Source organism: Faecalicatena sp. (assembly GCF_058819085.1).
The window spans coordinates 50,399-73,960 of record NZ_JBZUUL010000007.1 but is presented as its reverse complement, the minus strand read 5'-3'; the positions used below and the strand labels follow the sequence as shown (position 1 = coordinate 73,960).

The window sequence follows — 23,562 nt, the reverse complement described above, 5'->3', positions numbered from 1 at the left end:
CATGGCTGTGAATTGCTGCAAATTATAAAAGTAAAACAGGAGGCTCATTATGATGATTATATGGATATTATTAATTCTGATTGTTCTTTTTCTGGCTGTGCTCGTTTTCCGGGCAGCGTCTTTTAAGCCTAAGGAAGAATATAAGCCATCCGGCGAGGCGGTTATACTGGATTCCGATAAAATCGTGAAGGATATGGTAGAAATGATCCGCTGTAAGACCATTTCCTACAACGATCCTGCTTTGATCGACAAAGATGAATTCACCAAATTCCAAGAACTGCTGCCACAGCTTTACCCTCATCTCCATGAGACATGTTCGCGGGAATTCGTCGGAGAGACGGGAATCCTGTACTGCTGGAAAGGAGAGAGGCAGGATGCTCCGGTCGTCCTCATGTCCCATTATGACGTCGTACCGATCGAGGAATCCCAGTGGGAAAAGCCTGCATTTGACGGCATCGTAGAAGACGGCGTTCTATGGGGCCGCGGAACATTAGATACCAAGGGAACGTTGTGCGGAATCATGGAAGCGGCTGAAAAACTGATCTCAGAAGGTTTTCAGCCCAAAAATGACATCTATTTTGCATTTTCCGGGCAAGAGGAGATCAACGGCCCGTCCTGTCCTGCCATTGTAGATTTATTTGAACAGCGCGGCATCCGCCCTGCACTCGTAGTGGACGAGGGCGGTGCGGTCGTGGAAAGTGTATTTCCGGGTGTGACTCGTGACTGTGCCCTGATCGGCATAGCAGAAAAAGGTCTGACCAACATCGAATTCCATGCCAAAAGTAATGGCGGCCATGCCTCCATGCCCCCGGTACATACGATCGTCGGAGAACTGGCACAGGCAGTCACCGAGGTGGAAAACCACCCCTTCCCGCGTCAGCTCACGAAGCCTGTCAAGGAAATGCTGGATACGTTGGGAAGATATTCCACCTTTGCCTATAAGCTGATCTTCGCAAACCTGTGGTGCTTTGAGGGACTGTTTGATAAGATATGCCGTTCCCTCGGCGGAGAACTCAACTCCATGATGCGTACCACCTGCGCTGTCACGAAAATGGAAGGCGGAAAGGCATTCAACGTCATCCCGCCAAAAGCATCCGTGGGAATGAACCTCCGGCTCCTTGGCAAAGATACCGTAGAATCGGCAAGAGCTTACTTAGAAAATACGATCCATAATCCGAACATCGAGGTTACCGTATACGAAGGAAGAAACCCTTCTATCGAGTCAGATACAGACTGCGAGGAATACAAACGTCTCTGCCAGGCCGTTTCTGATACCTGGACAGAAGCCATCGTATCGCCATATCTGATGATGGCCTGCAGCGATTCCTGGCATTACTGCCGGATCACAGACAGGGTGTATAAGTTTTCGGCAATGAAGCTTTCCAAGGAAGAACGAGGTATGATACATGGAAATAATGAGAGAGTGCCAATCGAAACGCTTGTGAAAACAGTGGAGTTCTATGTACGGCTTATGAAGAAGTGCTAGTATAAGTGACACTAAATACTTTAGTCTCGCTTATACTAGGAAGGAGTATCGACTAATTGAGCAAACAAAACAAAGGTATTATAGAAATTGTAACCGTATTTATAGCGGTGTATCTGATCCCATTTTTTATTTCCTTCTTAATCGAAAAGATTGACCTCCCAGGTATGAATCTGATTTTACCTGCAATTGTTTGTCTTTTTATGGCACTGATCCCCTGCCTTGTTGTCTGGAAGAAAAAAATTGATTGGAAAAAGTTTGGGTTCTGGAAGACAGGAATGGGATGGCAAATTTTATGGGGCATCATAATTTTTGCGGTATTGTTTACAATATTTATTTTGCTTCCAATACTTTTAGGGGCAGATCCATCCAAAACATTAGGTGTTGAATTAGACTCGGTAAAAGAACTAGTCGGTAATATTTTGTTTTATTTTTTCTTCGTAGCTGCTGGAGAAGAGATTCTTTTTCGTGGGTATTTTTATACAAGAATTATGTATCTTTCTGACAATCCACGACTGGCAATTTTTCTTTCCTCTATTTTTTACGGTGTAGCACATTTGCAAAGTATTTGGGGGATTAGGCTTATGTTTAATACTATGATACATGGTTTTGTTTATAGTATAGCGAGATACAAATTCAAAAACTGTTCTCTATTGTCTCTCATAATTGCTCATGCATTACACGACTCAATGATTGATGTATTATCTTTTATTCTTTTATAAAAAGATATGGGGGCAAAACGTATTTTGCCCCCTCATCCAAACTACAGCACTTTCCCGACCGCCGCTCTCCACCCGGCGGTCTTCTTACGTCTTCTCTCCTCCTCCATCTGCGGAAGGTAACGCGTCCTTTTCATCTGCCCGAATACCTCATCCGTATATACGCCCAGCGCGATCCCTGCCGCGTAAGCCGCTCCGATCCCTGACAGCTCTTCCGCGTCCGGCACCAGCACCTCCGCATTCAGGATGTCGCTTTGGAACTGCATCAGATATGTATTCCTTGTGGGGCCGCCGTCTACTCTGAGTTCGATCTCTTTTAATCCTGCATCCTGACTCATGGCATCTACGATATCCATGATCTGATATGCGATACACTCCGTACATGCCCGTACGATCTCCGCACGCCTGGTGGTTCTGGTGATCCCGCTTAAGCTGCCCTTTGCATGACTGTTCCAGTAAGGCGCGCCAAGCCCTGTAAATGCGGGAACGAAGTATAGATCATCGTCCTGCTCCGCCTCCCGGCACAGCCCTTGTGTCTCTCCCGGAGAGCTGATCAGCTGCACCTCATCCTTTAACCAGCTGATGACCGCACCTGTGTAATTGATATTGCCCTCCAGCACATAATTGACTTTTCCCTGCATCTTCCAAGCCAGGGAGGTCACGACTCCATGAGTGCTCATGACAGGCTGCTCTCCCGTATTCATCATAATCGAAGAACCTGTTCCGTAAGTTGTTTTCATCATACCCGGACGTAAGCACCCCTGACCGAATAACGCTCCATGGGAATCTCCCAGTACTCCGTTGATTGGAACTTCATGGGGCAGTACGCCGCCGAAATCTGTCATTCCAAAACAGCTGTCGGAATCGCAGACCTGGGCGAGACTGTCTGCCGGAATCCCGAAGATCCCGCAGATTTCCTCATCCCACTTAAGAGTATGGATGTTAAATAACTGTGTTCTGGATGCATTGGAGTAATCTGTCTTATAAGACTTTCCCCCTGTCAGCTTATAGATCAGCCAGGTATCCACGGTTCCAAAACAGAGTTCTTTCTTGTCAGCCTTCTGCCGTGCTCCGCTGATTTCTTTCAGAATCCATGCAAACTTGGATGCCGGAAAATAAGGGGAGAGTTTCAGACCTGTATGCTCCCGGATCAATTCGCTGTATCCTGACTTTTCTACCCGTTCACAGATTGCAGCAGCACGGGCACACTGCCAGACAATCGCATCCGTCACTGGTTTTCCCGTAACAGAATCCCAGACAAGGGAAGTTTCCCGCTGATTGCTGATTCCCACACCTGCAACTTTTTCTCTGTCGATCCCTGTTTTTTCCAGAAGATCCTGTACAACACGGACCGTATTGTGGTAGATTTCTTCCGGATCATGGGAGACCCAGCCGCTTTCATTGACGACCTGGCGGTGGGAAAGGTCCGAGCGGTCCAGCAGTTTTCCTGTCCCGTCAAACAAAAGCGCCTTCGTTCCCTGTGTGCTCTGGTCGATACTGATAATATATTGCTCCTGCATTTTATGCCTCCTGCTAAAAATCTTGTGTTTAATCTCTTCTGCTAAACATCTCCGACAGACCTTCTTTATGAGATTGCTTCTTTTACTTTTGCCGCAATCCCCTCTGCATTCAATCCATAGTAGTCAAATACCTCCTGTGAGGTTCCCGTAATAACCGGTGCATCCGGCAGTGACATATTCAGGACCTTTTTCGGACACTCCCTTGACAAAACCTGTGACACCATGGAACCAAGTCCTCCAAATGGTGCGTGTTCCTCCACGGTAACAACACCTTTCACCTTAGAAGCAGCTTTTCTGACCGTCTCTTCATCCAGCGGTTTTACGCAGTACATATCGATCACAGCCGCATGGATCCCTTCCTGCTCCAGAAGCAAAGCGGCATCCTTCGCCGGCTTCACCATTTCCCCGCAGGCAATGATCACTGCATCTTCCCCCTCTTTCACGATGGTGGCCTTATCCATCTCAAAAGATACATTTCCTTCTTCATACACCGGGTCTACGGCATTTCTTCCGACCCGGATATAAGCCGGCTTCTCATCCTTCAACAGAGCTTTTGTCAATGCCTTTGTCTGATAAGCATCGCTGGGAATATACACGCGCATGTTCGGAATGGCGCTCATCGCCGCAATATCCTGCGCGGAATGATGGCTCATGCCGAGCGCCCCATAGCTGACGCCGCCGCTGATTCCGATCAGTTTGACATTGGTATTAGAATATGCCACATCCACCTTGCACTGCTCATAGCTTCTCGTGGATAAAAAGCATGCCGGAGAAACAGCATATGCCTTCTTACCGCATTTTGCAAGCCCGGCCGCAATACTGACCAGATTCTGTTCTGCGATCCCCGTCTCCACAAACTGCTCCGGGTATGTATCCGCAAACGGAGTAAAGGAGCCGCTCCCCCGGGAGTCACTGCACAACGCCACAATGCTCTTATCCTGTTTTGCATGTTCCATCAATACTTCACAAATCATCTGCTTATTCGCTGTTTTTCCCATTATTGTGCAGCCTCCTCTGCCTGTTTTAAATCCGCCATTATCTGTGCATATTCCTCGTCCGTCGGCACTTTATGATGCCAGGAAGCTTTATTCTCCATGACAGAGGAACCTTTTCCTTTTATTGTATTGGCAATCAAGACGGTCGGTTTCCCTTTCACCGTCTTCGCCTCTTCAAATGCCGCCTTTAACTGCCCGATATCGTTGCCGTCCACTACGTCGATCACATGCCAGCCAAAGCTTTTGAACCTCTCGTGAAGATCATCGTGAGCCATGACATCCTCCGTATTTCCTGAGATCTGCAGACGGTTTCTGTCCACCACTGCACAGAGGTTATCCAGCTGATAATGGCTTGCCGCCATCGCGCCCTCCCACACAGAGCCTTCCGCCAGCTCGCCGTCTCCCATGACCGTATAGACGCGGTATGACCTGCCATCCATCTTCCCGGCCTTTGCCATACCGACACAGACAGGAAGCCCATGTCCCAGGGATCCTGAATTCATCTCGATACCCGGCAGCTTATTGTTCGGGTGCCCGATAAATTTGGAATCAAACCGGCTGAATTCCTGATGTAACTGCTCTTTCGGGAAAAATCCTTTCTCTGCCAGCACGGAATAATATGCCTCCACAGAATGTCCCTTGCTCATGACAAATAAGTCTCTGTCCGGGGAATCCATATTTTCCGGGCTGATATTCATCTGGTCAAAATACAGCTCCACCAGGATCTCCATGACACTCATATCTCCACCGATATGGCCCGCTTTCCCTGCCCGGATCAGGTCGACCGTATCTTCTCTTAGTTTGTATGCCAATGCTTTCAAATTCATGTTATTTCCACCTTTCACATCTAACAATCGTAACAGTTCAGACAAGCTGAACTGTTATTAACAATCGCTTATCACTCGCCTCTTAAATATGCCTTTACTTCTTCTTCGATCGGGTCATACAGATCCGGAGTTACACCGATATATTTACAAGCCTCATAGAGTACCGGGACAACATCTTTGTGGATTCCCACACAGTGATGGATGTAAGGTCCTTCCACGATCTTTGCCTCCAGACGTTTGATGTTCTCCACTTCTACCCAGAGATACGTTCCCATTCCTTTCGGGCCGTCCACACCTTTTGCTTTTCCAAGAAGCAGGGAATATTCCCCGTTGTCTCCGTCAAAACGGCAGAGTGTGACTTCTCCGTGTTTCGCCTCTGCGGTGAGGCTTCCCGGATGTTCAAAGGCTAATGGGTAGGTTAACTGTGGCTTTTCCTTTGCCACCGATACCGGCCATGGGCCGCAGTGCTGCAGGAGTTCTCCGTTGGCAATATCAGGATGTCTGATGGTCCAGTCTGCGAAGAATCCTCTCGCCTCGTCCATGCCTGCGGCTTCTACCATCAGCGCTGTGATCGCACCATGGATATCTGTCTCGCAGACAACCGGGATTCCTTCTTCATTCAAAATCGCGTTAGCCGCACACGGCATCACTCCCAATTCTGTCTGCAGTGCATTCCAGCACTGGATCGCTGCCGCCTGACAGCCGTATTTTGCCACAAGATGCTTCATCGCCACGGCAAGGGAAGCCACATTCTCTACCTGGTGCTCCTGGATCTTTACCTCCATCGTCTCATTGATGTAAGCGATCATTGTCTGAAGCTCTGTCTTCTCCTCTTTGACAGACTTCACTTCCTCTGTCAGCTCTGTCATCGGTATCGGTGCCAGCTGTACATTGAACTTCTCCAGAAGCTCTCCTTCGTTGCACATCGTCGTCCAGAAATCAAACGGTCTCGTAGAGATCTGTAAGATGCGGATATTGCGGAATGTTTTCACCACATTGCAGACCGCCAGGAAATCTCTCACCCCGCGCTCGAACACCGGGTCATTCAGACGGCAGTTTGTCAAATATGTAAATGGAATCTGGAATCTTCTTAAGACCTTTCCGGTTGCAAACAGACCGCACTGGGTATCTCTAAGCCTGGTTCCGTCCGGCTCCGGGCGTTCATCCAGCGGTCCCCAGAGAAGCACCGGGACTCCCAGCTTCTTTGCCAGTCTCGCGCAGACATACTCTGTACCGAAGTTGCAGTGAGGCAGCATCAGACCGTCCACTCCCTCGGCTTTGAACTTCGCTGCGATCTTTTCCACATCCTGATCGTCGTAGAGAAGCCCTTCCTCATTGATATCTGTAATATCCACAAAATCAATCCCCAGCTCTTCCAAACGTTTCGCAGTCAGTCCCCGAAACTTAATCGCATCCGGCGCGCTGAAAATACTTCTCCTTGTCGGTGCAAAACCTAACTTAATTTTCTTCATTATGAATTCCTCCTTGTTTCTATAAGGGTGCCTTTTGTTTTCGTTAACTGCAGTATATCCTTCACCATGCTTAATTTCATCCAATTATTCAGTATAATTCACTTAATTAATCACTTAACCATTGAAATAATTAAGGACTGCGTTCATAATAAAGCTTAGATAATTCTGTGTCTCTGACACAAATCCGCTAGTTAATATATTTAAAATAGAAGGAGAATTCTCATGACGATTACAGCAAAGGAACTGGCTAAAAAACTAAACCTGTCCGCAGCCGCCGTCTCCATGGCGCTGAATAATAAACCGGGAGTCAGCACTGCTACGCGCAAACAGGTCATGGATGCCGCTGTCGAGTACGGCTATGACCTTTCCCGCATTTCAGAAAAACACACCACAGGTGGAAATATTTATTTTGTCCTATACAAAAAGCACGGTGCTGTTGTGGCGGACACCCCGTTCTTTTCCGAGTTGTCTGACGGGATCGTACTTGGCTGTAAAGACGCGGGATATAAAGTGAAGATCAGCTATATTTATGGAGATGAGGGCGATGTGGAAGAACAGCTGGAAGAAATCCAGTATTCAGACTGTGTCGGGATCGTGCTCCTTGGAACGGAGATGACACCCGAGGATTTAAAGATCTTCAAAAAGCTGCCGATTCCTTTCGTGCTCCTAGATACCTATTTTGAAACCGTTGACTGCAATTATGTTCTGATCAACAATGTGCAGGGAGCCTATCTTGCCGCCAGCCATCTGATCAAGAAGACCAAAAAGCAGCCGGGATACCTAAAGTCGTCCTATCCGATCGGAAACTTTGCAGAGAGAAATTCCGGTTTCTTCAAGGCGGTCCGGGCCTACGGGATGGCTTCCTCGAAGAGTATCGTTCATTCCCTGACCCCATCCATCGACGGTGCTTATGCTGATATGAAGGAAATCCTGGAAAATGGAGAGGAACTGGCTCCATGCTACTTCGCCGACAACGATCTGATCGCAGTGGGGGCTATGAAGGCGCTGAAAGAATTTGGGTATTCCATCCCGGAGGATATCGCGCTTGTCGGATTTGACAACATTCCTTTGAGCCGGATCGTGGAACCCTCCCTGACCACCATACACGTGCCGAAGCAGTATATGGGGGAGATGGCCGCCAAAAGGCTAATCACGATACTGAAAGAAAAGGGGACCAAGCCCGTTAAGATTGAGATTGCAACACAACTGATTGAGCGGAATTCTGTATGAAAAAGATGATTTTCCAGCGCTCAAATATTCTATGACTAAATTCCAGGACTATTTTAGAACTTTCTAAGACTAAAAGAAGAAAAACCACGCAGCTGCCATTACCAGCCCACGTGGTTCTTCTTTATGTATGCTTCATATCAAATACTCATTTATATTACGCCCCTATGGATCTGCATTATGAAATCCGAGTTGCCAGCACCGCGATGCCTTCCTTCCCCGGCAGTCTGAGATCTGTAGTTCCGCTCGCCTCTTCAAGCAGTGTCTCTCTGGTCATCTCCCACACATCGATCACTTCGATCCGGTACGTCTTATCCTTCGGCAGACGGATCGAGGATACTTTGGCACACTGTCTTGCATAATATTTCAGGAATACCTCATCTCCACAACGTCCGTTATACATTGCATTTTTCATTTGGATGATCTCCTGATTCTCACCACTAAGAGAATTCAACAGCTTGAAGAATGGATGCTCCTGCACATCACCCTTCTTTTCCTCCGTAGCATTAGAAAAATCTTCCCAGACAGGCTCGGCCCAAGGAGACACATGCTCCGGCAGACTATAGAAGAGATCCTTCATAAACGCGATCCTCTTTGGGCTTTCTCCTTTCAGCCTGCCGCCTCTTGCCCACCAGAGGACATCATTCTCGTCTAAAAATGTCTCCCCATGAGTCACATAAGCGCCCATTGCACATGCACACCAGAATCGGTTGACCATCTCAAATCCTGAGATATTGCCCCACTCATGCTGCAGATCTCCCTCATAACAGCACTCGTCAAAAACGACTGGCTTTTCATACCGTTTCTGCCACTCACCAGCCTTATGCATGGCGATCGTCTGCACACAGCAGTGCGTCACTGCCGGCCTTGAGAAATCATAAAGCTTCATACAGTTATGGTTGCTTAATAGATGGTGATAAGGATCTTCCTCAGTGATGATCCGCTCAAATTCATACCAGTCTTCTATTGTATGATTGAACATAATATCGTACTCGTTCGCCAAACTCCACCAGATATACGGATAAGCCGCCAGTCTGCGCACTACATACTCCAGATAGACCCTGCATTCCTCCATCGTCAGAAAAGCGAATCCCCAGCGGTCATAGGCATGGAAAAGTATCAGATCCGTCTCGATCTCCATTTCTCCCAGTCTTTCTACGATATTCTCAAAATGTTTCCAGTAAGCCAGACACGGACGATGCACATCCCATTTTCCCTCCGCATTTTTCTCAAATGGATATAATTCAGGATCGTTGTGATTATAATCATAGTGCTTTGGGAAAATACAATGTCTCACCTTGTTAAACGGCGCGTTCTTAAGAGACTCCAGGGTCTGCTCAATAAGATCCTCACTCTGATGTGCCAGAGCATAGATCGTTGTTCCAAAAGGAAGATACTTGGTTCCATCCTCATATTCAAAATGAGTCCCCACAGCCTTTACCATGCCATGACTCTTCGTAGATGCGGTACATTCTTCCTGGCCTTCTGCCTGTACAGCCCCTTCCACTTTCCATGTGTAAGTCCCTGTCTTTTGCGGCAGAAAACGCACCTTGTAAATTCCGTCTCCGTCGTAGAAGCCCTTTACAGTCTTTTTCTCCCCTTCGCACTCAAATGCAGCGCTTACGTTTACCTCTGCCCATGACCCTTCCGGCTCATTTCCATTAAGCTGCAATTCAAACATTTCATAACACTTCATCATACACCCTCCGCTTTCTGCAGAATTTATTATTGTTATTAAGTAGTATAATGTCATATCAGCTTAACTTCAATCCAGAATTAAGTGGATTTCACTGAATTTCAACTTAATTTGACTAGTATAATGTAATTCAATAGAAACTTTACTGTACATATAAAAAGAGCAGTTACCTGCTCCTTTTATATATCTCCCCATTCCTTTTTGCAATCAGATAGTGTATACTCTTCCTCTTTATTTGGATCCGGATCTCTTAGATAATCTTCATAAAGCTTACGGCAATATAAATCATCAGATTTCTCATCCGCAGTAATTCCCTGTATATAAGCTAAAATATAACCTAGTTTATATTCTGGTACAGCAGCCACAGATGTTCATTTATTCCCCTCTCATTTGCATTTACATAACTGTCCTTTTCGCCTATAATTTAATCAGAATCGTAACTGTTCATAGTTCTGAACAATTACTCAGAATCACAATAAAGCATTTTTCCTTGGGAGGCCCGCCATGAATCACAGTTCATACACCAAACAGCGTATTTTTGACGCATTTAACGAATTATTAAACCATACTCCTTTCGAAAAAATCACAGTGGAGATGATCATCCGGCAGAGCGGAGTATCCAAGTCCACCTTCTATCGGCATTTTCATGACAAATATGATGTTCTGAACTTCAATTCCATGGCACTTGCCGAACGTCTGATCGGACAGAGAGTCTGCCGGAACTGGAAGGAATTTTTGTTAAATATGTTTATCGGGATCTCCGAGGATTCCCGCTATTACCGCCGTGCTTTCCGCTCCTCTGGACAGAATGCCCACTCCGGATTTTTGTATGCCTATTCCTTTGGCATCGTAGAAAAATGTTATCTGACAACTACCGGACAGACCCACCTTTCAGTACGCGACCGCTATTCCATCAGCCACTACTGTCATGGATGTGTCGGGATTCTTCAGGAGTGGCTGTATGATATGGATATTCTGACGCCGAATGAGATGGCGGAGATATTCTATGAAGCGATGCCCGAGTACCTAAGGGACACCTGGGTCGTGGCAGAAAATTAGACTCCCGGGTGAATCCGAAGGTCCAAACGGCAGTGGATCCGCCGAAGAACTAAAGCGGCCTCCCTATGAGTATGCTTTAGAAAATGCAAAGAAAATATCTCCGTAGAAAACACTGCCAGACTCATGTTTTCTACGGAGATCTTCCTCTTTTACCACCGGTATTCTTTTTTACTAATACGCTTCAATGTTCTTAATAAAGCACTCCCGTCCTGTCAGCATTTCCAAAAGCTGTGTCTCCTTACAATAGGGGCAGCCTCCCGCCTCCTTTAATTCCTGCAGGCTGAAGGATTCTCCGCAGACATGGCACAGATACCTGGCCGGAAGGATCTCGATCTTTAATTTGGTCCCCTCGAACATGGGGCTTCTCTCCACAGCCGCCGGAAAGCACTTCATCAGATAATCCGGGATGACGGAACTGATCTCTCCGATCTGCATCGTAACAGATTTGATCTCGGTCAGTTCATTGTCCCTGGCGATCTCCAGCACTTTATCCGCCACACTCAGTACGATTCCCAGCTCATGCATCCTTATCCCCCATTCCTCTATCCGGTTCTGGTCATTCTTCCAGTTTCTGCTATATTATTTCTTTTTTCCTGCCAGCTCTTTTGCCTGGCGTGCAACGATTTTGGCGCCTCTCTTGATTAATGTCGGTGCCATATGCCCCACGATCAGCTTTTCATAAGGTACTTCATGCCCGTCATACCTTCGTTCCAGGTGGATGGCGTCAAACTTACACTTGGTCGTACAGATGCCGCAGCCCACGCAGACGTTCTGATCCACCACGGTAGCCCCGCAGCCCAGGCAGCGCTCTGTCTCCTTCTTCACCTGTTCCTCAGTAAAGGTACCGCGCAGGTCACGCATCGTATGCCTTGCCTCCTCCGGGTCCGGCCTGACTGGTTTCTCCCTTGGGGTCCGGTCAAAACTGTCCCAATCCACATTTTCCTTGTCCAGCTCATGATATTTGCCTGCCGGACGTCCGATCAGCAGGCTCTGTCCCGGCTGTACATAACGGTGGATCGACTCTGCCGCTTCTTTTCCTGCCGCAATGGCATCAATCGCAAACTTCGGTCCGGTATAGGCATCTCCGCCCACGAAAATATCCGGCTCTCCCGTCTGATACGTCCTCTCATCCGCCATGGCGGTCTGGTTTTGGTTCAGTCTTACCCGGGTGCCGTCCAGCATTGTTCCCCACTGGATCGACTGTCCGATGGAGACGAGAACATTCTCACACTCCACTATAATCGTATCATTTTCATCATACTGCGGACGGAAACGATGATTTTCATCGAATACAGAGGTACAGCGCTTGAATTCGATTCCCGTCACTTTTCCATCCTCGGTCAGGATCTGCTTTGGCCCCCAGCCGCAGTTTAACGAGATTCCCTCTTCCTTTGCTTCTTCCTGCTCTTCTATCTGTGCAGGCATCTCCTTTTCACTTTCCAGACAGTAGAGCCTGACTTCACTGCTGCCTGCACGGACAGCAGTCCTTGCCACATCAATGGCAACATTTCCTCCGCCCACGACCACGGTCCTGCCTTCCAGCCTCGTTGTCTCATCCAGGTTCACATTACGAAGGAATTCCACGCCGGAGAGTACACCCTGTGCGTTCTCGCCGTCCACGCCGAGCCTTCTTCCCCCCTGTGCCCCCACTGCAAGGTAAAATGCCTCATATCCCTGTTGTCTCAGTTCCCGGATGGTCACATCCCTTCCAACCTCCACGCCGGTTTTCAACACCACGCCCATCTCACGGAGAACCTCGATCTCAGCATCCACAACGTCCTTTTCCAGACGAAATGCCGGGATTCCTAAGGTCAGCATACCTCCGAGACGGTCGTTTTTCTCAAATACCGTCACATCATAGCCACGCATCTGCAGATAATATGCACAGCTTAAACCGCCGGGGCCTCCGCCCACAACTGCGATCTTCCTTAAGTACTTTTTCCCCTGCGGGTTCTGCATCTTCGGTACGAAACGGGTCTCTGCCTTTAATTCCTGCTCTGCGATAAACTTCTTGATCTCATCGATCGCTACCGGCTCATCCACATCTGCACGGGAACATGCATCCTCACAGCGCCTGTTGCAGATATGTCCGCAGACTGCCGGGAACGGGTTGTTCTTCTTAATCAGTTCCAATGCATCCAGATACTGCCCCTTTGCTGCCAGCTTGATATATCCCTGGACTGCAATATGCGCCGGACAGTTCGTCTTGCAGGGCGCCGTTCCATTCTCGTCGATCTCATCCCGGTTATATCGAAACTCCGGGTTCCATCTCTTTTTATTCAACATCCATACATGATCATGGGGCGTCTCCACCTGTTTCTCAGGGATCGGTGTCTTTGTACACAATTTTCTCCCCAGATGGAGTGCATTCACCTGACAGTTTTCCACACATTGTCCGCATGCCACACACTTTTCCACATCAACCTTAGAAACATAGTTGGAACGGTTGAAATCCGGTGACATATAGTATTTGCCCACACGTAAGGAGAAGCAGGAACAGGTGCAGCAGTTACATATGGCTACCGTCTTGCCCTCACCGTCCAGGTTCTGAATCTCATGCACCAGACCATTCTCCTCGGCCCGTTTTAAGATTTCATAGGCTTCCTCTTTTGTGATCTCACGGCCCACACCGGTCCGGATAAAGTAATCCGCGCCTTCGTCAAGCTGGATGCACATGTCGGTCTCCAGATGTCCGCATCCCTCGCCCATCAGACGGCGGGAACGCCGGCAGGTACAGTCGGACACGCACAGCCGCCAGGCTTTTTCAATATAGGAGGAAACTTCCTCATAACTGGCTGCATGGCTCTCCCCGTTGATCGCTTCCTCTACCGGGATAACACGCATCAACCCTTTTCCCACCGGGACGTTCGGCCCCAGCAGCTTGGTGCGCCTGCGGGTATATTCCTCGAAGCATTCCGCAAGAACCGGGTATTTCTCCGCCTGCTCCCGGTTAGCTACCATCATCTCCATGATCCCCGGCACCCAGATCGGCAGCATATAATAGTCTGTGCCGTTCTCATTATGTACCCTCATAACCCCTGTCACAGCCAGATCCCACAGGATCCGCTTTGTTTCCTCCAGAGGCTTCTTGCAGCGCGCGGCAATCTCTTCTGCAGTCATATTTTTACGGACCTTTGTGGCAAGCGCCACCTCCGCCATCTCATCGGTCACGACCGGCTCCAGTATCCGGTATTCCGGGTCGTTGACCGTAATTCCCGTATAAGACTTGGCCTCGACACTGATCTTCGTTGCCAGCTTCATAATCAGCGGTCTCATATCTTCACTCCTTCCCTGCCCAGGCGTCCTTACTTTATGTCCGGTCTCCATTTTCGTGGCAGACCATGAACGCCTGGTCTCTTCCGCCTACAGGCGGCGGTCCCTCTTCCTTCTGTCATACACTTTATCCATAAACTTCTTAAGCTGTGCCGCCAGCTTCATATCCAGATTAAAATAATACACGACCACGCTCAGCCCGAACAGCACGGCAAAAACGACAGCCACTGTTTTCAGGATCTTACAAACACGTTTCCTCATCGTCATCTTCCTTTCCCTTTTGCCAGACCTTTTTGTCTTGCATACTCTGCTGCCCCCAGGGCGCCCATCAGCTGCGGATCAGTATCCAGATCTACAACCTTTAGTTTCAGTACCTGCTCGATCGCCTTTTTCAGACCGTCGTTCTTTGCACAGCCTCCGGTCAGAGTCACACTGTCCGTTGCCCCGGCCTTCTTCGCCATGATAAAACATCTCTTGGCAACGGAGCGCTGGATTCCCGCCGCGATCTCATCTGTCGGCTTCCCTTCGCCTACCAGCGTGATCACTTCACTCTCTGCGAACACCGTACACTGCGCGGTGATCGGGATGACATTCTTTGCCGTCAGCGACAGCTTGGAAAACTCCGGCAGAGACATCTCGAATGCGTTCGCCATCGTCTCATAGAAACGTCCGGTGCCTGCCGCACATTTATCATTCATGGCAAAATTCTTCACCGTGCCATCGGTATCAATGGCAATTCCCTTGATGTCCTGCCCGCCGATATCGATGATGGATCTTACCTTCGGGTCTGTCACATGCACTCCCATGGCATGACAGCTGATCTCGCTGATATTTTCCTGGGCAAAGGGTACCTTATTCCTGCCATATCCCGTACCGATCAGATAAGCCAGGTCCTCCGGCGAATTCAGCTCCGGGATCTGGGAGAGAGTCTCCTCCATAGCTGCCCTGGCACTCTTTTCCGAATTCATCTTACTCTTCATCGTGGTGTGGGCTGCGATTTTCCCATCCTCATCTAATATGACACATTTGGTATAGGTTGATCCCACATCACAACCGCCAAAATACTTTTTCATTCCTCAGTCAGCTCCTCTCCTACCAGTTATTATCATCCTGAAATTCCTCCAGTGACGGATCCAGCGGCTCCTCACGAAGCACCGTCCTCATGTAACGGTTGACTTCGTCACGCATATCCTTGCGCCCTGCTTTTCTCGGATCCATCAGCCCGTGAGTCACCCAGATCAGATGAATGCCCCGCTCTCTTGCCTGTTCCTCAAAAATCCCATGGTATCCGGCCATCGCCTTGCATCCGATGTGTTCATACATAATGACCATATCCGCATGAAATTCCTCGCAGAACCGCCACAGATCATCCACACCTACCTCATACCCGCCGTTGGAACGGTTTCTCATATTCATCTTCATATACAGGTCCGCCATGTCATACAGTGCCTGCTGCTTATCCGTCGTACTGTACAGCTCTGTAGACGTCAGGCTCAGCATATCGATCAGCGGCAGGATGCCCCAGCAGTTCTGCAGCCAGATCGGAAATGCCGTATAATACTGTGCCTGGACACCCCAGAGTACAGCCCTGTGGCGCACCTCTGACACACAGGATACCTTTTTCTCATAGCCCTTATAAGCCAGGTCCGTGATCTTCTGGTCGTTTTCCAGGAAACGCGGATCTCTTCCGCCTCCTACCTGGTAATAGGCATCGCGGTACAGAGCCACGTTATTGCCGATGACCTGAGGATGGTTCGTCTTGGAAATATCCAGCCACTCACGGAACAGCTTCGTCTCCTCGTTGAAAGTCTCCATACATTTAAAATAGTGGTCCCAGTCGAACTTCTCTCCTGTCTGGTCCTCAATAAACTTGATACAGTTCGCGATCTCCTCCGCACCGTATTCCTGTACACTCTGCTGCATATGACGGATCGGGACTGCAAGCTGGAAGGTTGGGATATCGAACCGTCTTGCCTCCACCCCGTTCCCCATCAAACTTCCGTCGCAGGTGGTATTGCAGTTCACCGCACAGACTCCCACCAGAGGGTAATCGTCGTCGATCGCACATCCTAACTCTGCCGCAGGCATCGGACATACATCGGAAGGCAGGCCGAATTCTTCTGCCACATCGATGTAATGAAGGACACCCTCCTGTGCAACCGTCGAAGGGGTATACACGATGGGGATCTCCCGGCAGACCATCTGCAGGTTCGGGAAGCCGTTCATGATCTGGGACATCATATTTTCATCAAATACAACGATCTTTTTATTGAATTCCTGGTCATTGCCGCACTTCGGGTCCGCCCGAAACAGATTGCCGATGGTATCACACACATGCTCCACGATAAAATCAAACTCCTGGTGCGCGATCCGAAGCTGCGGTCCCCTAAGCCCCTCTGTATGACGGTCTACAAAATCCGGTACTGCCAGATAATTGCCCATCCAGCGGTAACGGAAAAAACCTTTGAGGTTCGCAGGCTTTGCCATGAACTTCGTCATCACTGCCCAGTTATGAAGCCAGCGTGTATAGTCATACCACGTGTCCGAAACACCGCGCCATTCACGGCGCTTCTTCGTCTTTTTCCCATAATAAAGGCTGCCCAGTTTTTCACTGTTGATCTTCCTGCCCATCTATCTCCCTCCTTGTATCTTCTTGATTTCCACACTCTCCACAAATGCCTGCACCCTGGTTCTAAGCTGTCCGGAACTTCCGACCACATAGGGCCTGTCGATAGAAAGAACAGGGTAGCCATATTCTTCATGCATGATATAGCTGGCAGCCATTCGCTCGTATCCCCAGTAATCACAGAACTTCATCTGCTCGTAAATGATCCCGTCCGCATGGTACTCCTTCGCCAGCTGATCTACATATGTTTTACGTTCGTTGATCTTCTCCGTGTTCATAAACCTCGGACACTGCCCTGTTACCATGTAATGACGGCAGATCTGGGTCAGCATATCTTCTCCCTCATGCACCGGAATCTCATCACGCCCCGGGAAAGAACCGAAGCAGTGTCTGTCTGCCACTACCATGGCGCCGTTGTCCTCGATCAGCTTCACGAAGTCCAGGTCATCGATCTCAGAACCAGCCAGCACCACACGGATACGGTAAAGTTTTTCCTCATCCGGCTCCCTGCTTTTCACCTCTTCTAAAGTCTCCTCAAGGATAGGAAGCAGTTCCTCCTTCGGACAACAGTAGGTCGCAAGACAGAAGAGATAGAACTCATAACCCGTGATCCTCGGATATTCCTCCTTCCTGAATTCTCCCAGTTCCCGTATCAGACGGCACATCCTGTTATGCTGCTCTACCGCCTTAAAAAGTGCCGCGTCGGACACATCGATCCCATAGACATCATGCAGAGGCTCCAGCACGCGCAGACGCATCTGCTTCACGTAGTGCTTCAAAGCCGTCTCATCCGACTTCATGGGCACATCCGAATAGGTAATGAAAAACTTCTCTTTTTCACACGTTTTTAACAGCTCCATATTCTCTACGCAGCGGTTCATCGCCGCACAGGCATCCGGCGCTATGATACAGTCCAGAAAATTATAACCTCCCTCCACCGCGCGCTCCACCAGGGCACGGCAGTACTCGCACAAAAGACTGGTCATATAATATGTCCCGATCTCGATCGACCCGGTCCTCGGCGCCCGCAGACGCACGGAAAAGCATCCCGGCAGATTTAAGAGTACTTCCGGGATCATGCTGCACACATCTCCCACTGCGATCCTGCCTTCTTCGCATGCTTTCTTCACAAGGTCATTGTTGCACTCATTCAACTGCTGTTCTAATTCATACAGATGTTTCAAATCCTTCATAAATACGACCGCCTCCTTTTTCTTCCCATCACTCTCTCCATCTTATGTTTTACAATTCCAGAGCCCGGATGATTTCCCCGGCCCCCTTCATCAGTTCCGAATCCGCAGGGAGACAGAACACGCTCTTTCCCTGGATATCGTTCACGATCTGTGCCTCATCATTTCCGATCTGGATGAACGGTGCATCCGGGAATGGATTCTCCATGGGAATGACCGTCTGTGTGATCCGATTGACCGCAATGCCTAACTTATCGTACATAACTAAGCGGTCCGCAACCTCCTTGATCGTCCCGATCACCTGCATTCCCTTCCGGCTCTGGTCTGTCACCAGCAGAAGATGTGTCACCTGTTCCATAACCCGGCGGTTCACCTGCTCGATCCCCGCTTCTCCATCGATCACCACATAGTCAAACTGTCCTGCCAGCATAGAGATCACATCCCGCAGATAAGAATTGACTGCACAGTAGCACCCGGAGGATTCCGGCCTCCCGATCGCTACAAAGGCGAACCCCTCCTTCTCATCCATCATATCCAGCAGGCGGAATCTGGCCTCCGATAAAATGTCCTGTGTCTCCTTTAACTTATCCGATACCCCTGACGTGATCTCCAGACGGATATCATCCAGCGTCTCCTTCACCTCCACATCCAGTGCAGTCGCAAGCCCTACAGCCGGGTCTGCATCGATCGCCAGGATCTTTGCCTCCTGATATTTCTCCGTCAGGCTGCGTACCAGCGCCGCCGCAAGAGATGTCTTTCCCACACCGCCCTTTCCGGTTACGGCAATTACTTTTGCATTTCCTTCCATTGCGTTCTCCTTTACTCACTTTCACTTACTTCTCTGATGCATTGCGCGCATCCCTTCTACTTCATCACAGATTCCCTTTAGATCACATGTGCCGCAGTTCATCGGCATCCCCTTCAAAATGTGGTTCAGTGCCTCCGTCACCTCATCCGCCTTAAGCGCTTCTTCTACAAATGGTTTCAGTGTCTTCATTCCCACAAGAAAAAGAACCTGCACTCTTTTCACGCCGGGATTCATAAGGTACCTCCTGATATATGTACTGCCCAGCCGTTCAAAGCTGATTCCGGCCTTTACTGCCGCTTTACTGACCCTGGCCTGCTCCCGGCTGCTTTTCGCAGAAGTCCTTACCATATATCCCTTGGGGAAAATATGGTACCTTACATACTCCAGCTCCCGGATAAAGCGGTAGAGTGCATCCTCCGTCCTGATTCCATCCTCTGCCTCCTCTTCCATCGTCAGAAATACGATTCTGGCAAAAGACGTATCCTCTTTCAGTTCTTTTAATTCCGGTCCATAGAGAAGGATCTCACTTCCCCCTGTTAATTCCTGATCCGAAGTCACGCAGGTATAATTCACTGACTCACAGCTTCCGCCGCCCAATTCAAATGCCGCATCGCGAAGCATGATCATCTCGCCGGACGCCGTCTCTCTCCAGCATTTCCTCTCATCATAGGGATACCGCCTGGGTGTGTATGCCGATAAATACTCTCTGGTCCGCTGAATCATTCCATCGTATAATTCCATTCCAACCCCCTTAAACATTTAAGCACATTTACCGAATTTATCTTCTATTTTCATGCTAACACGTGATAATTGCACAAAAAAGGAACGAATCCCTGGAACCGTCTCATTTTGAGACTATTCCATAGATTCGTTCCATATTTTTCGTTCACCGAATGCTTCGCATGTTATTACTCTGCCTGGATTTTCTCCTGCTCTTCCTCTTTTCTGAACACCTTTGCAAATAAGAATCCGCCGAATACTACACCATTTATGAGCAGTCCCGGAATCAGGCTGGACCATTCTACCGCCTGGTTTTCAATGACCGAAGCGCTGTAAGTTCCCGTAATGATCGGAACCAGGTTATTGTTCAGGAAATGCAGGATCACGGGAACCCAGATATTCTGTGTCTTCATATAGGCATAAGCAAAGAAGATTCCCAGAGAAATACATGTGATCTGCTGACCCAGCATGCCGTAAACGCCATTCTCGGGTGTATAATAATAGAAGAAATTCACCGGGAGATGCCACAGGCCCCACACAACACCCAAAAGGATCACACCCGCGCGCTTTCCAAACCGTCTCTGCATCAATGGCTGCAGATAGTACCGCCAGCCATATTCCTCTCCAAAGAATGCAGCAAATACGAGAAAGAAATTGAGCAGGATAGAAAACAGCAGCATCCATGTCATAGGATTTTTCGCGATCTCACCCATAAGCCCCAGCTGCCCGGATACCCCATAGGCGATCGCGGTCCTGAGCACGTACAGGACAACGAACAGCAGAATACAGAAAGCAGAACCTTTCCCATTCTTCCATTTTAATCCATATGCAGCCCTCTTCTCCCGCTTTTCCGTCAGCATCAGGATTCCGCAGACAACACTGCCTATGATCAGAATGAACTGGCAGTAAAGCTCCCAATTACCACCATCTGTGAACACGCTTACCAGCGCACACAGTATCATAAGTGCCGTCACAATAAGATAAGAGATAAAGAACCTCTTCGGGATCCCGCTGTCTCTCTTTCTGGTAATCAGATAAGCCAGCATCACGCCTGCTGCAGGATACAGCATCTGGGCACTCGGGAAGACTCCCACACTCCTCTCTGCCTCAAATCCATACCACATGGGAAGCCCCATCAGATACGTGACGCCATACGCCACGATCACATAAATCAACAGCTGCTTTCTCTCAATCTTAGATAACATCATATTTCCTCCCCTTACTTAATCTTAAATGCTGTCAGCTCCATCGCTTCATTAAAGGTGATGGTGAACTGCAGCTTTCCCTTTTCATAAACACCTACCATCACAACGACAGCCAGCTTTGACTCTTTCGCCTTATCTTCACTTCCCAGGACCACGGTCTTCTCGATTTTCTGAAAATCCCCTTTTTTATCTAAATAAGGATTTCCTTTTTCGGCAAGCTGTTCTGCCGTTATCAATTCTTTTAACCTCTGGTCTCCTGTCTCAAGAAGTCCCTCGTAATCTCTTTCGTTAAAGAGCTCTACCTTCTTCATCGCCTCATTTTTTACAGTTTCCTCATCAAACTTATCCGACAGCTCTGCCCCCGCACTCTGACATCCGGTCAATCCCACATTCCAGACTGTGATGAAAGCCAGCAGCAGCACTTTTACTAAAAATTTCCAATTTTCCATTACGCATCCTCCTTATTCATAAACAATACTGTTACTGAAAATACTTTTCCATCCGTCTGGATCTCCATCTGCCCGCCGTACTTTTCAACGGCCTGACGCACATTCTGCAGTCCGATCCCCTCATGTCCCTTTTTCGCTGACTTTCCTTCCCGGTAGGGGACGAACAGCGGATTGCTGATCTTTACAATGGTAAAATCCTGTATCACCTCTCCCCTGATCTTCAGCCAGAAATCCTTGTGCCCGGTCCCGGCCTCAACTGCATTTACCAATAGATTCGCAAATATGGTCGTGATATCGATATCAGAAACGAACTCCAGGCTGATCCCTCCCAGATTGCAGTCCACCTGTTCTGCTGGAATTCCTTTTAATTGATCATTCAGGACAATGTTGAGCATCCTATTTTCCGTATAAAACTTCATTCCCATGGAATTAAGCATATCATGCACATCTTCAATATATTTCCGGTCCTCGATCTTATACTTTTGTTCGATCGCATGAAGATGATTTCTGATATCATGAATGACCTTCCTGGATTCGTTATAATTCCGCTCCATCTCTTCGTAATACTGGGCTGTCATGACCTTTTGCTGCTGCATCAGCTCCAGCCTGTGCTTCAACTCCTGGTTCTTTGCAACATCATACCAAAAGTAAAGACAGTATAGATTCAGAACCCCCATCAATACAGCAGCCATCAGCAGCCAGCCATATCCATATCTCATAAAGAAGACTTCGCCAGCGATCACATATAGAAAGAACATAGCCAGACTAAAGATCGGTACAAGGACCATCCCCCTCATCTTCAATTGCTCCGTGTCCTGAAACCTCTTTCGAACCACTTCCCTAAGAATGATTGTCGTACAGATGAGAACAGCACACCGCAGGATTATAAACACATAGAGGAACAGCTGGGTATTCAGCTTTAAAGCCTCATCGATCCAAACCATAATGTAAAGAGCGATATACTGTGCCGCTACCAGAAGTACATGATAGATCACCTGACACACCATCCCTAAGCTGCTGCGAAAATAAAAGAGATATGCGGTCAGCAGGGACCACAGGGTCAGGCCCGCCACGGTGACCGGATCCCATTTGATAAACAGCGGTAACACGACTGCTAAGATCCCATATACTGCCCAGGCGGCAATCCGCTTCCATTTCTGCGTCTCCACACTGCCGGGAAACACATGCATCATGCTTATTGCACATCCGATTATTACTGCCAGATCAATGATCTGCATCACGATTGAGATCACTATATCCATCATCGATTCCCCTCCAATCTTCCGGCTAGATAGGCAAGCAGCTCCTGTTTCCAGACCTTCTGTTTTTTCTGCGCCAGAGGGATCTCCATCCCATTGTCCAAAAGGATCCTGCCTGTCAGTACATTTTTCACATGGAGCATATTGACCACGAAGCTCTGGTGGGGCATGGAAAACCCAAATGGTTTCATACGTTCTGCCACGCTCCCGATCTTCTCCTGCATCGTATATCTGCCGTCTGCAGCAACAATCTGTACTTTCCGGCTCAGATACTCAAAATAATAAATCTCCTCCACAGGCAGGCACATCAGCCCCTGCCCGGTCTGAAAATCCAGCACATCCCCCTTCGGCTTATAGAGATAATCGAAGATATCCTTCAATACCTGGTGGATATCCGGCCTGTTCACCGGCTTTAACAGATACTGAAATGCATGAACTTTGAATGCTCCCGCCACATAGTCCCGATAGGCCGTCAAATATACGATTTTCACTTCCTTATCCAGCCTGCGTATCTTTAATCCCGTCTCGATGCCGTTCATGCCTTCCATATCTATATCTAGAAATACCGCATGGAAGGAAGTATAAGCCTCAAGCAGCTCCTCCCCTGAGTGGAAACATTCTACCTGTATCGCAGGGTCCCATTCCCGGATAAGTGCTGCTGTCTCTTCTGTTGTCTTTTGATCATCATCGCACACTGCGACTCTGTACATAATTTTCTCCCTTTCCTTACTCTCTTACTTACTCTCTTACTTACTCTCTTTTGTTGTTTCTTTCCTTTGTTTTTTTTAGTTTATCACAGATAGGGGAATTGTAAATATCCGATTCCTGATTGACAGAAACAGCGTATCAAATGACAAATATATTTCAGACGGATCCTCTCTTTTTTCTTTCTCATCCCTTCCTTTCCATGCGTAATATAACATTTTCTGCGCTCCTATGAAGGCGGTCATTCCTGAATGGTATGATTCTGTTCATAAAAAATCTCATTCACTTGATTTTTCAAGTAAATGAGATTTTTCTTTCCTCATAACGAT

22 protein-coding genes are annotated in these 23,562 nt (G+C 48.3%); 4 read left to right on the top strand and 18 right to left on the bottom strand.

Annotated features, from left to right (window positions below; all coding sequences use genetic code 11):
• Window positions 1-49: 49 nt before the first annotated feature.
• Together AC4OGX_RS05300 and AC4OGX_RS05295 are read left to right on the top strand one after the other, a co-directional pair.
• Entirely contained in the window at window positions 50-1,486 is a 1,437-nt protein-coding gene (locus AC4OGX_RS05300) for a M20/M25/M40 family metallo-hydrolase (RefSeq protein WP_493328919.1), read from the top strand.
• Window positions 1,487-1,542: 56 nt separating this feature from the next.
• Window positions 1,543-2,205: a CPBP family intramembrane glutamic endopeptidase gene (locus tag AC4OGX_RS05295; RefSeq protein WP_493328917.1), complete on the top strand. Its 663-nt coding sequence runs from the start codon at window positions 1,543-1,545 to the stop codon at window positions 2,203-2,205.
• A 41-nt stretch (window positions 2,206-2,246) separates the two neighbouring features.
• On the opposite strand, the gene AC4OGX_RS05290 is transcribed toward AC4OGX_RS05295, so the two are convergent.
• From AC4OGX_RS05290 to AC4OGX_RS05275, 4 genes are all read right to left on the bottom strand, one after another.
• A complete protein-coding gene (locus AC4OGX_RS05290) occupies window positions 2,247-3,722 on the bottom strand; it encodes an FGGY-family carbohydrate kinase (RefSeq protein ID WP_493328916.1) in 1,476 nt (491 codons plus the stop codon).
• A 65-nt stretch (window positions 3,723-3,787) separates the two neighbouring features.
• Window positions 3,788-4,720 (bottom strand): transketolase family protein, encoded by a 933-nt coding sequence (locus tag AC4OGX_RS05285; protein WP_493328915.1) that lies wholly within the window; start codon window positions 4,718-4,720, stop codon window positions 3,788-3,790.
• On the bottom strand, window positions 4,720-5,544 hold the full coding sequence (locus tag AC4OGX_RS05280; RefSeq protein ID WP_493328913.1) for a transketolase: 825 nt from the start codon (window positions 5,542-5,544) through the stop codon (window positions 4,720-4,722). Before AC4OGX_RS05280 ends, AC4OGX_RS05285 begins: the two co-directional genes overlap by 1 nt.
• A 71-nt stretch (window positions 5,545-5,615) precedes the next feature.
• Entirely contained in the window at window positions 5,616-7,016 is a 1,401-nt protein-coding gene (locus AC4OGX_RS05275; protein WP_493328912.1) for an L-fucose/L-arabinose isomerase family protein, read from the bottom strand.
• A gap of 222 nt (window positions 7,017-7,238) precedes the next feature.
• Between AC4OGX_RS05275 and AC4OGX_RS05270 the strand changes: the two genes are divergently transcribed.
• Window positions 7,239-8,246 (top strand): LacI family DNA-binding transcriptional regulator, encoded by a 1,008-nt coding sequence (locus AC4OGX_RS05270; protein ID WP_493328911.1) that lies wholly within the window; start codon window positions 7,239-7,241, stop codon window positions 8,244-8,246.
• Between the two features lie 175 nt (window positions 8,247-8,421).
• On the opposite strand, the gene AC4OGX_RS05265 is transcribed toward AC4OGX_RS05270, so the two are convergent.
• Window positions 8,422-9,942, bottom strand: a complete 1,521-nt coding sequence (locus tag AC4OGX_RS05265; RefSeq protein ID WP_493328910.1) for a DUF5060 domain-containing protein — start codon at window positions 9,940-9,942, stop codon at window positions 8,422-8,424.
• A gap of 176 nt (window positions 9,943-10,118) precedes the next feature.
• On the bottom strand, window positions 10,119-10,304 hold the full coding sequence (locus AC4OGX_RS05260) for a hypothetical protein (RefSeq protein ID WP_493328909.1): 186 nt from the start codon (window positions 10,302-10,304) through the stop codon (window positions 10,119-10,121).
• Window positions 10,305-10,443: 139 nt separating this feature from the next.
• Between AC4OGX_RS05260 and AC4OGX_RS05255 the strand changes: the two genes are divergently transcribed.
• Complete coding sequence (locus tag AC4OGX_RS05255) at window positions 10,444-10,998, top strand: TetR/AcrR family transcriptional regulator C-terminal domain-containing protein (RefSeq protein ID WP_493328907.1); 555 nt, start codon at window positions 10,444-10,446, stop codon at window positions 10,996-10,998.
• 171 nt (window positions 10,999-11,169) lie between these two features.
• On the opposite strand, the gene AC4OGX_RS05250 is transcribed toward AC4OGX_RS05255, so the two are convergent.
• The 12 genes from AC4OGX_RS05250 to AC4OGX_RS05195 form a co-directional block, all read right to left on the bottom strand.
• Window positions 11,170-11,523, bottom strand: a complete 354-nt coding sequence (locus AC4OGX_RS05250) for a hydrogenase maturation nickel metallochaperone HypA (protein ID WP_493328906.1) — start codon at window positions 11,521-11,523, stop codon at window positions 11,170-11,172.
• 54 nt (window positions 11,524-11,577) lie between these two features.
• Entirely contained in the window at window positions 11,578-14,274 is a 2,697-nt protein-coding gene (locus AC4OGX_RS05245) for an FAD-dependent oxidoreductase (protein ID WP_493328905.1), read from the bottom strand.
• Between the two features lie 87 nt (window positions 14,275-14,361).
• Complete coding sequence (locus tag AC4OGX_RS05240) at window positions 14,362-14,532, bottom strand: hypothetical protein (RefSeq protein WP_493328903.1); 171 nt, start codon at window positions 14,530-14,532, stop codon at window positions 14,362-14,364.
• Between the two features lie 2 nt (window positions 14,533-14,534).
• Window positions 14,535-15,344, bottom strand: a complete 810-nt coding sequence (locus AC4OGX_RS05235; protein ID WP_493328902.1) for an acyl-CoA dehydratase activase — start codon at window positions 15,342-15,344, stop codon at window positions 14,535-14,537.
• A gap of 19 nt (window positions 15,345-15,363) precedes the next feature.
• On the bottom strand, window positions 15,364-16,902 hold the full coding sequence (locus tag AC4OGX_RS05230; RefSeq protein ID WP_493328901.1) for a 2-hydroxyacyl-CoA dehydratase family protein: 1,539 nt from the start codon (window positions 16,900-16,902) through the stop codon (window positions 15,364-15,366).
• Complete coding sequence (locus tag AC4OGX_RS05225) at window positions 16,903-18,090, bottom strand: 2-hydroxyacyl-CoA dehydratase family protein (protein WP_493328900.1); 1,188 nt, start codon at window positions 18,088-18,090, stop codon at window positions 16,903-16,905. It abuts the gene before it with no gap.
• 49 nt (window positions 18,091-18,139) lie between these two features.
• Complete coding sequence (locus tag AC4OGX_RS05220; protein WP_493328899.1) at window positions 18,140-18,895, bottom strand: AAA family ATPase; 756 nt, start codon at window positions 18,893-18,895, stop codon at window positions 18,140-18,142.
• A gap of 21 nt (window positions 18,896-18,916) precedes the next feature.
• The gene (locus tag AC4OGX_RS05215) at window positions 18,917-19,636 is read right to left on the bottom strand and encodes a hypothetical protein (RefSeq protein ID WP_493328897.1); all 720 of its coding nucleotides are present in this window, start codon (window positions 19,634-19,636) and stop codon (window positions 18,917-18,919) included.
• Between the two features lie 167 nt (window positions 19,637-19,803).
• Window positions 19,804-20,823, bottom strand: a complete 1,020-nt coding sequence (locus AC4OGX_RS05210; protein WP_493328896.1) for a CPBP family intramembrane glutamic endopeptidase — start codon at window positions 20,821-20,823, stop codon at window positions 19,804-19,806.
• Between the two features lie 11 nt (window positions 20,824-20,834).
• Window positions 20,835-21,269 carry a DUF3887 domain-containing protein gene (locus AC4OGX_RS05205; protein WP_493328895.1) on the bottom strand — a complete coding sequence of 145 codons (435 nt, stop codon included), beginning with the start codon at window positions 21,267-21,269 and terminating at the stop codon, window positions 20,835-20,837.
• Window positions 21,269-22,534 (bottom strand): GHKL domain-containing protein, encoded by a 1,266-nt coding sequence (locus AC4OGX_RS05200; RefSeq protein WP_493328894.1) that lies wholly within the window; start codon window positions 22,532-22,534, stop codon window positions 21,269-21,271. The genes AC4OGX_RS05205 and AC4OGX_RS05200 overlap by 1 nt, the downstream gene beginning before the upstream one ends.
• Window positions 22,531-23,238: a LytR/AlgR family response regulator transcription factor gene (locus AC4OGX_RS05195; protein ID WP_493328893.1), complete on the bottom strand. Its 708-nt coding sequence runs from the start codon at window positions 23,236-23,238 to the stop codon at window positions 22,531-22,533. The genes AC4OGX_RS05200 and AC4OGX_RS05195 overlap by 4 nt, the downstream gene beginning before the upstream one ends.
• Between the last annotated feature and the right edge of the window lie 324 nt (window positions 23,239-23,562).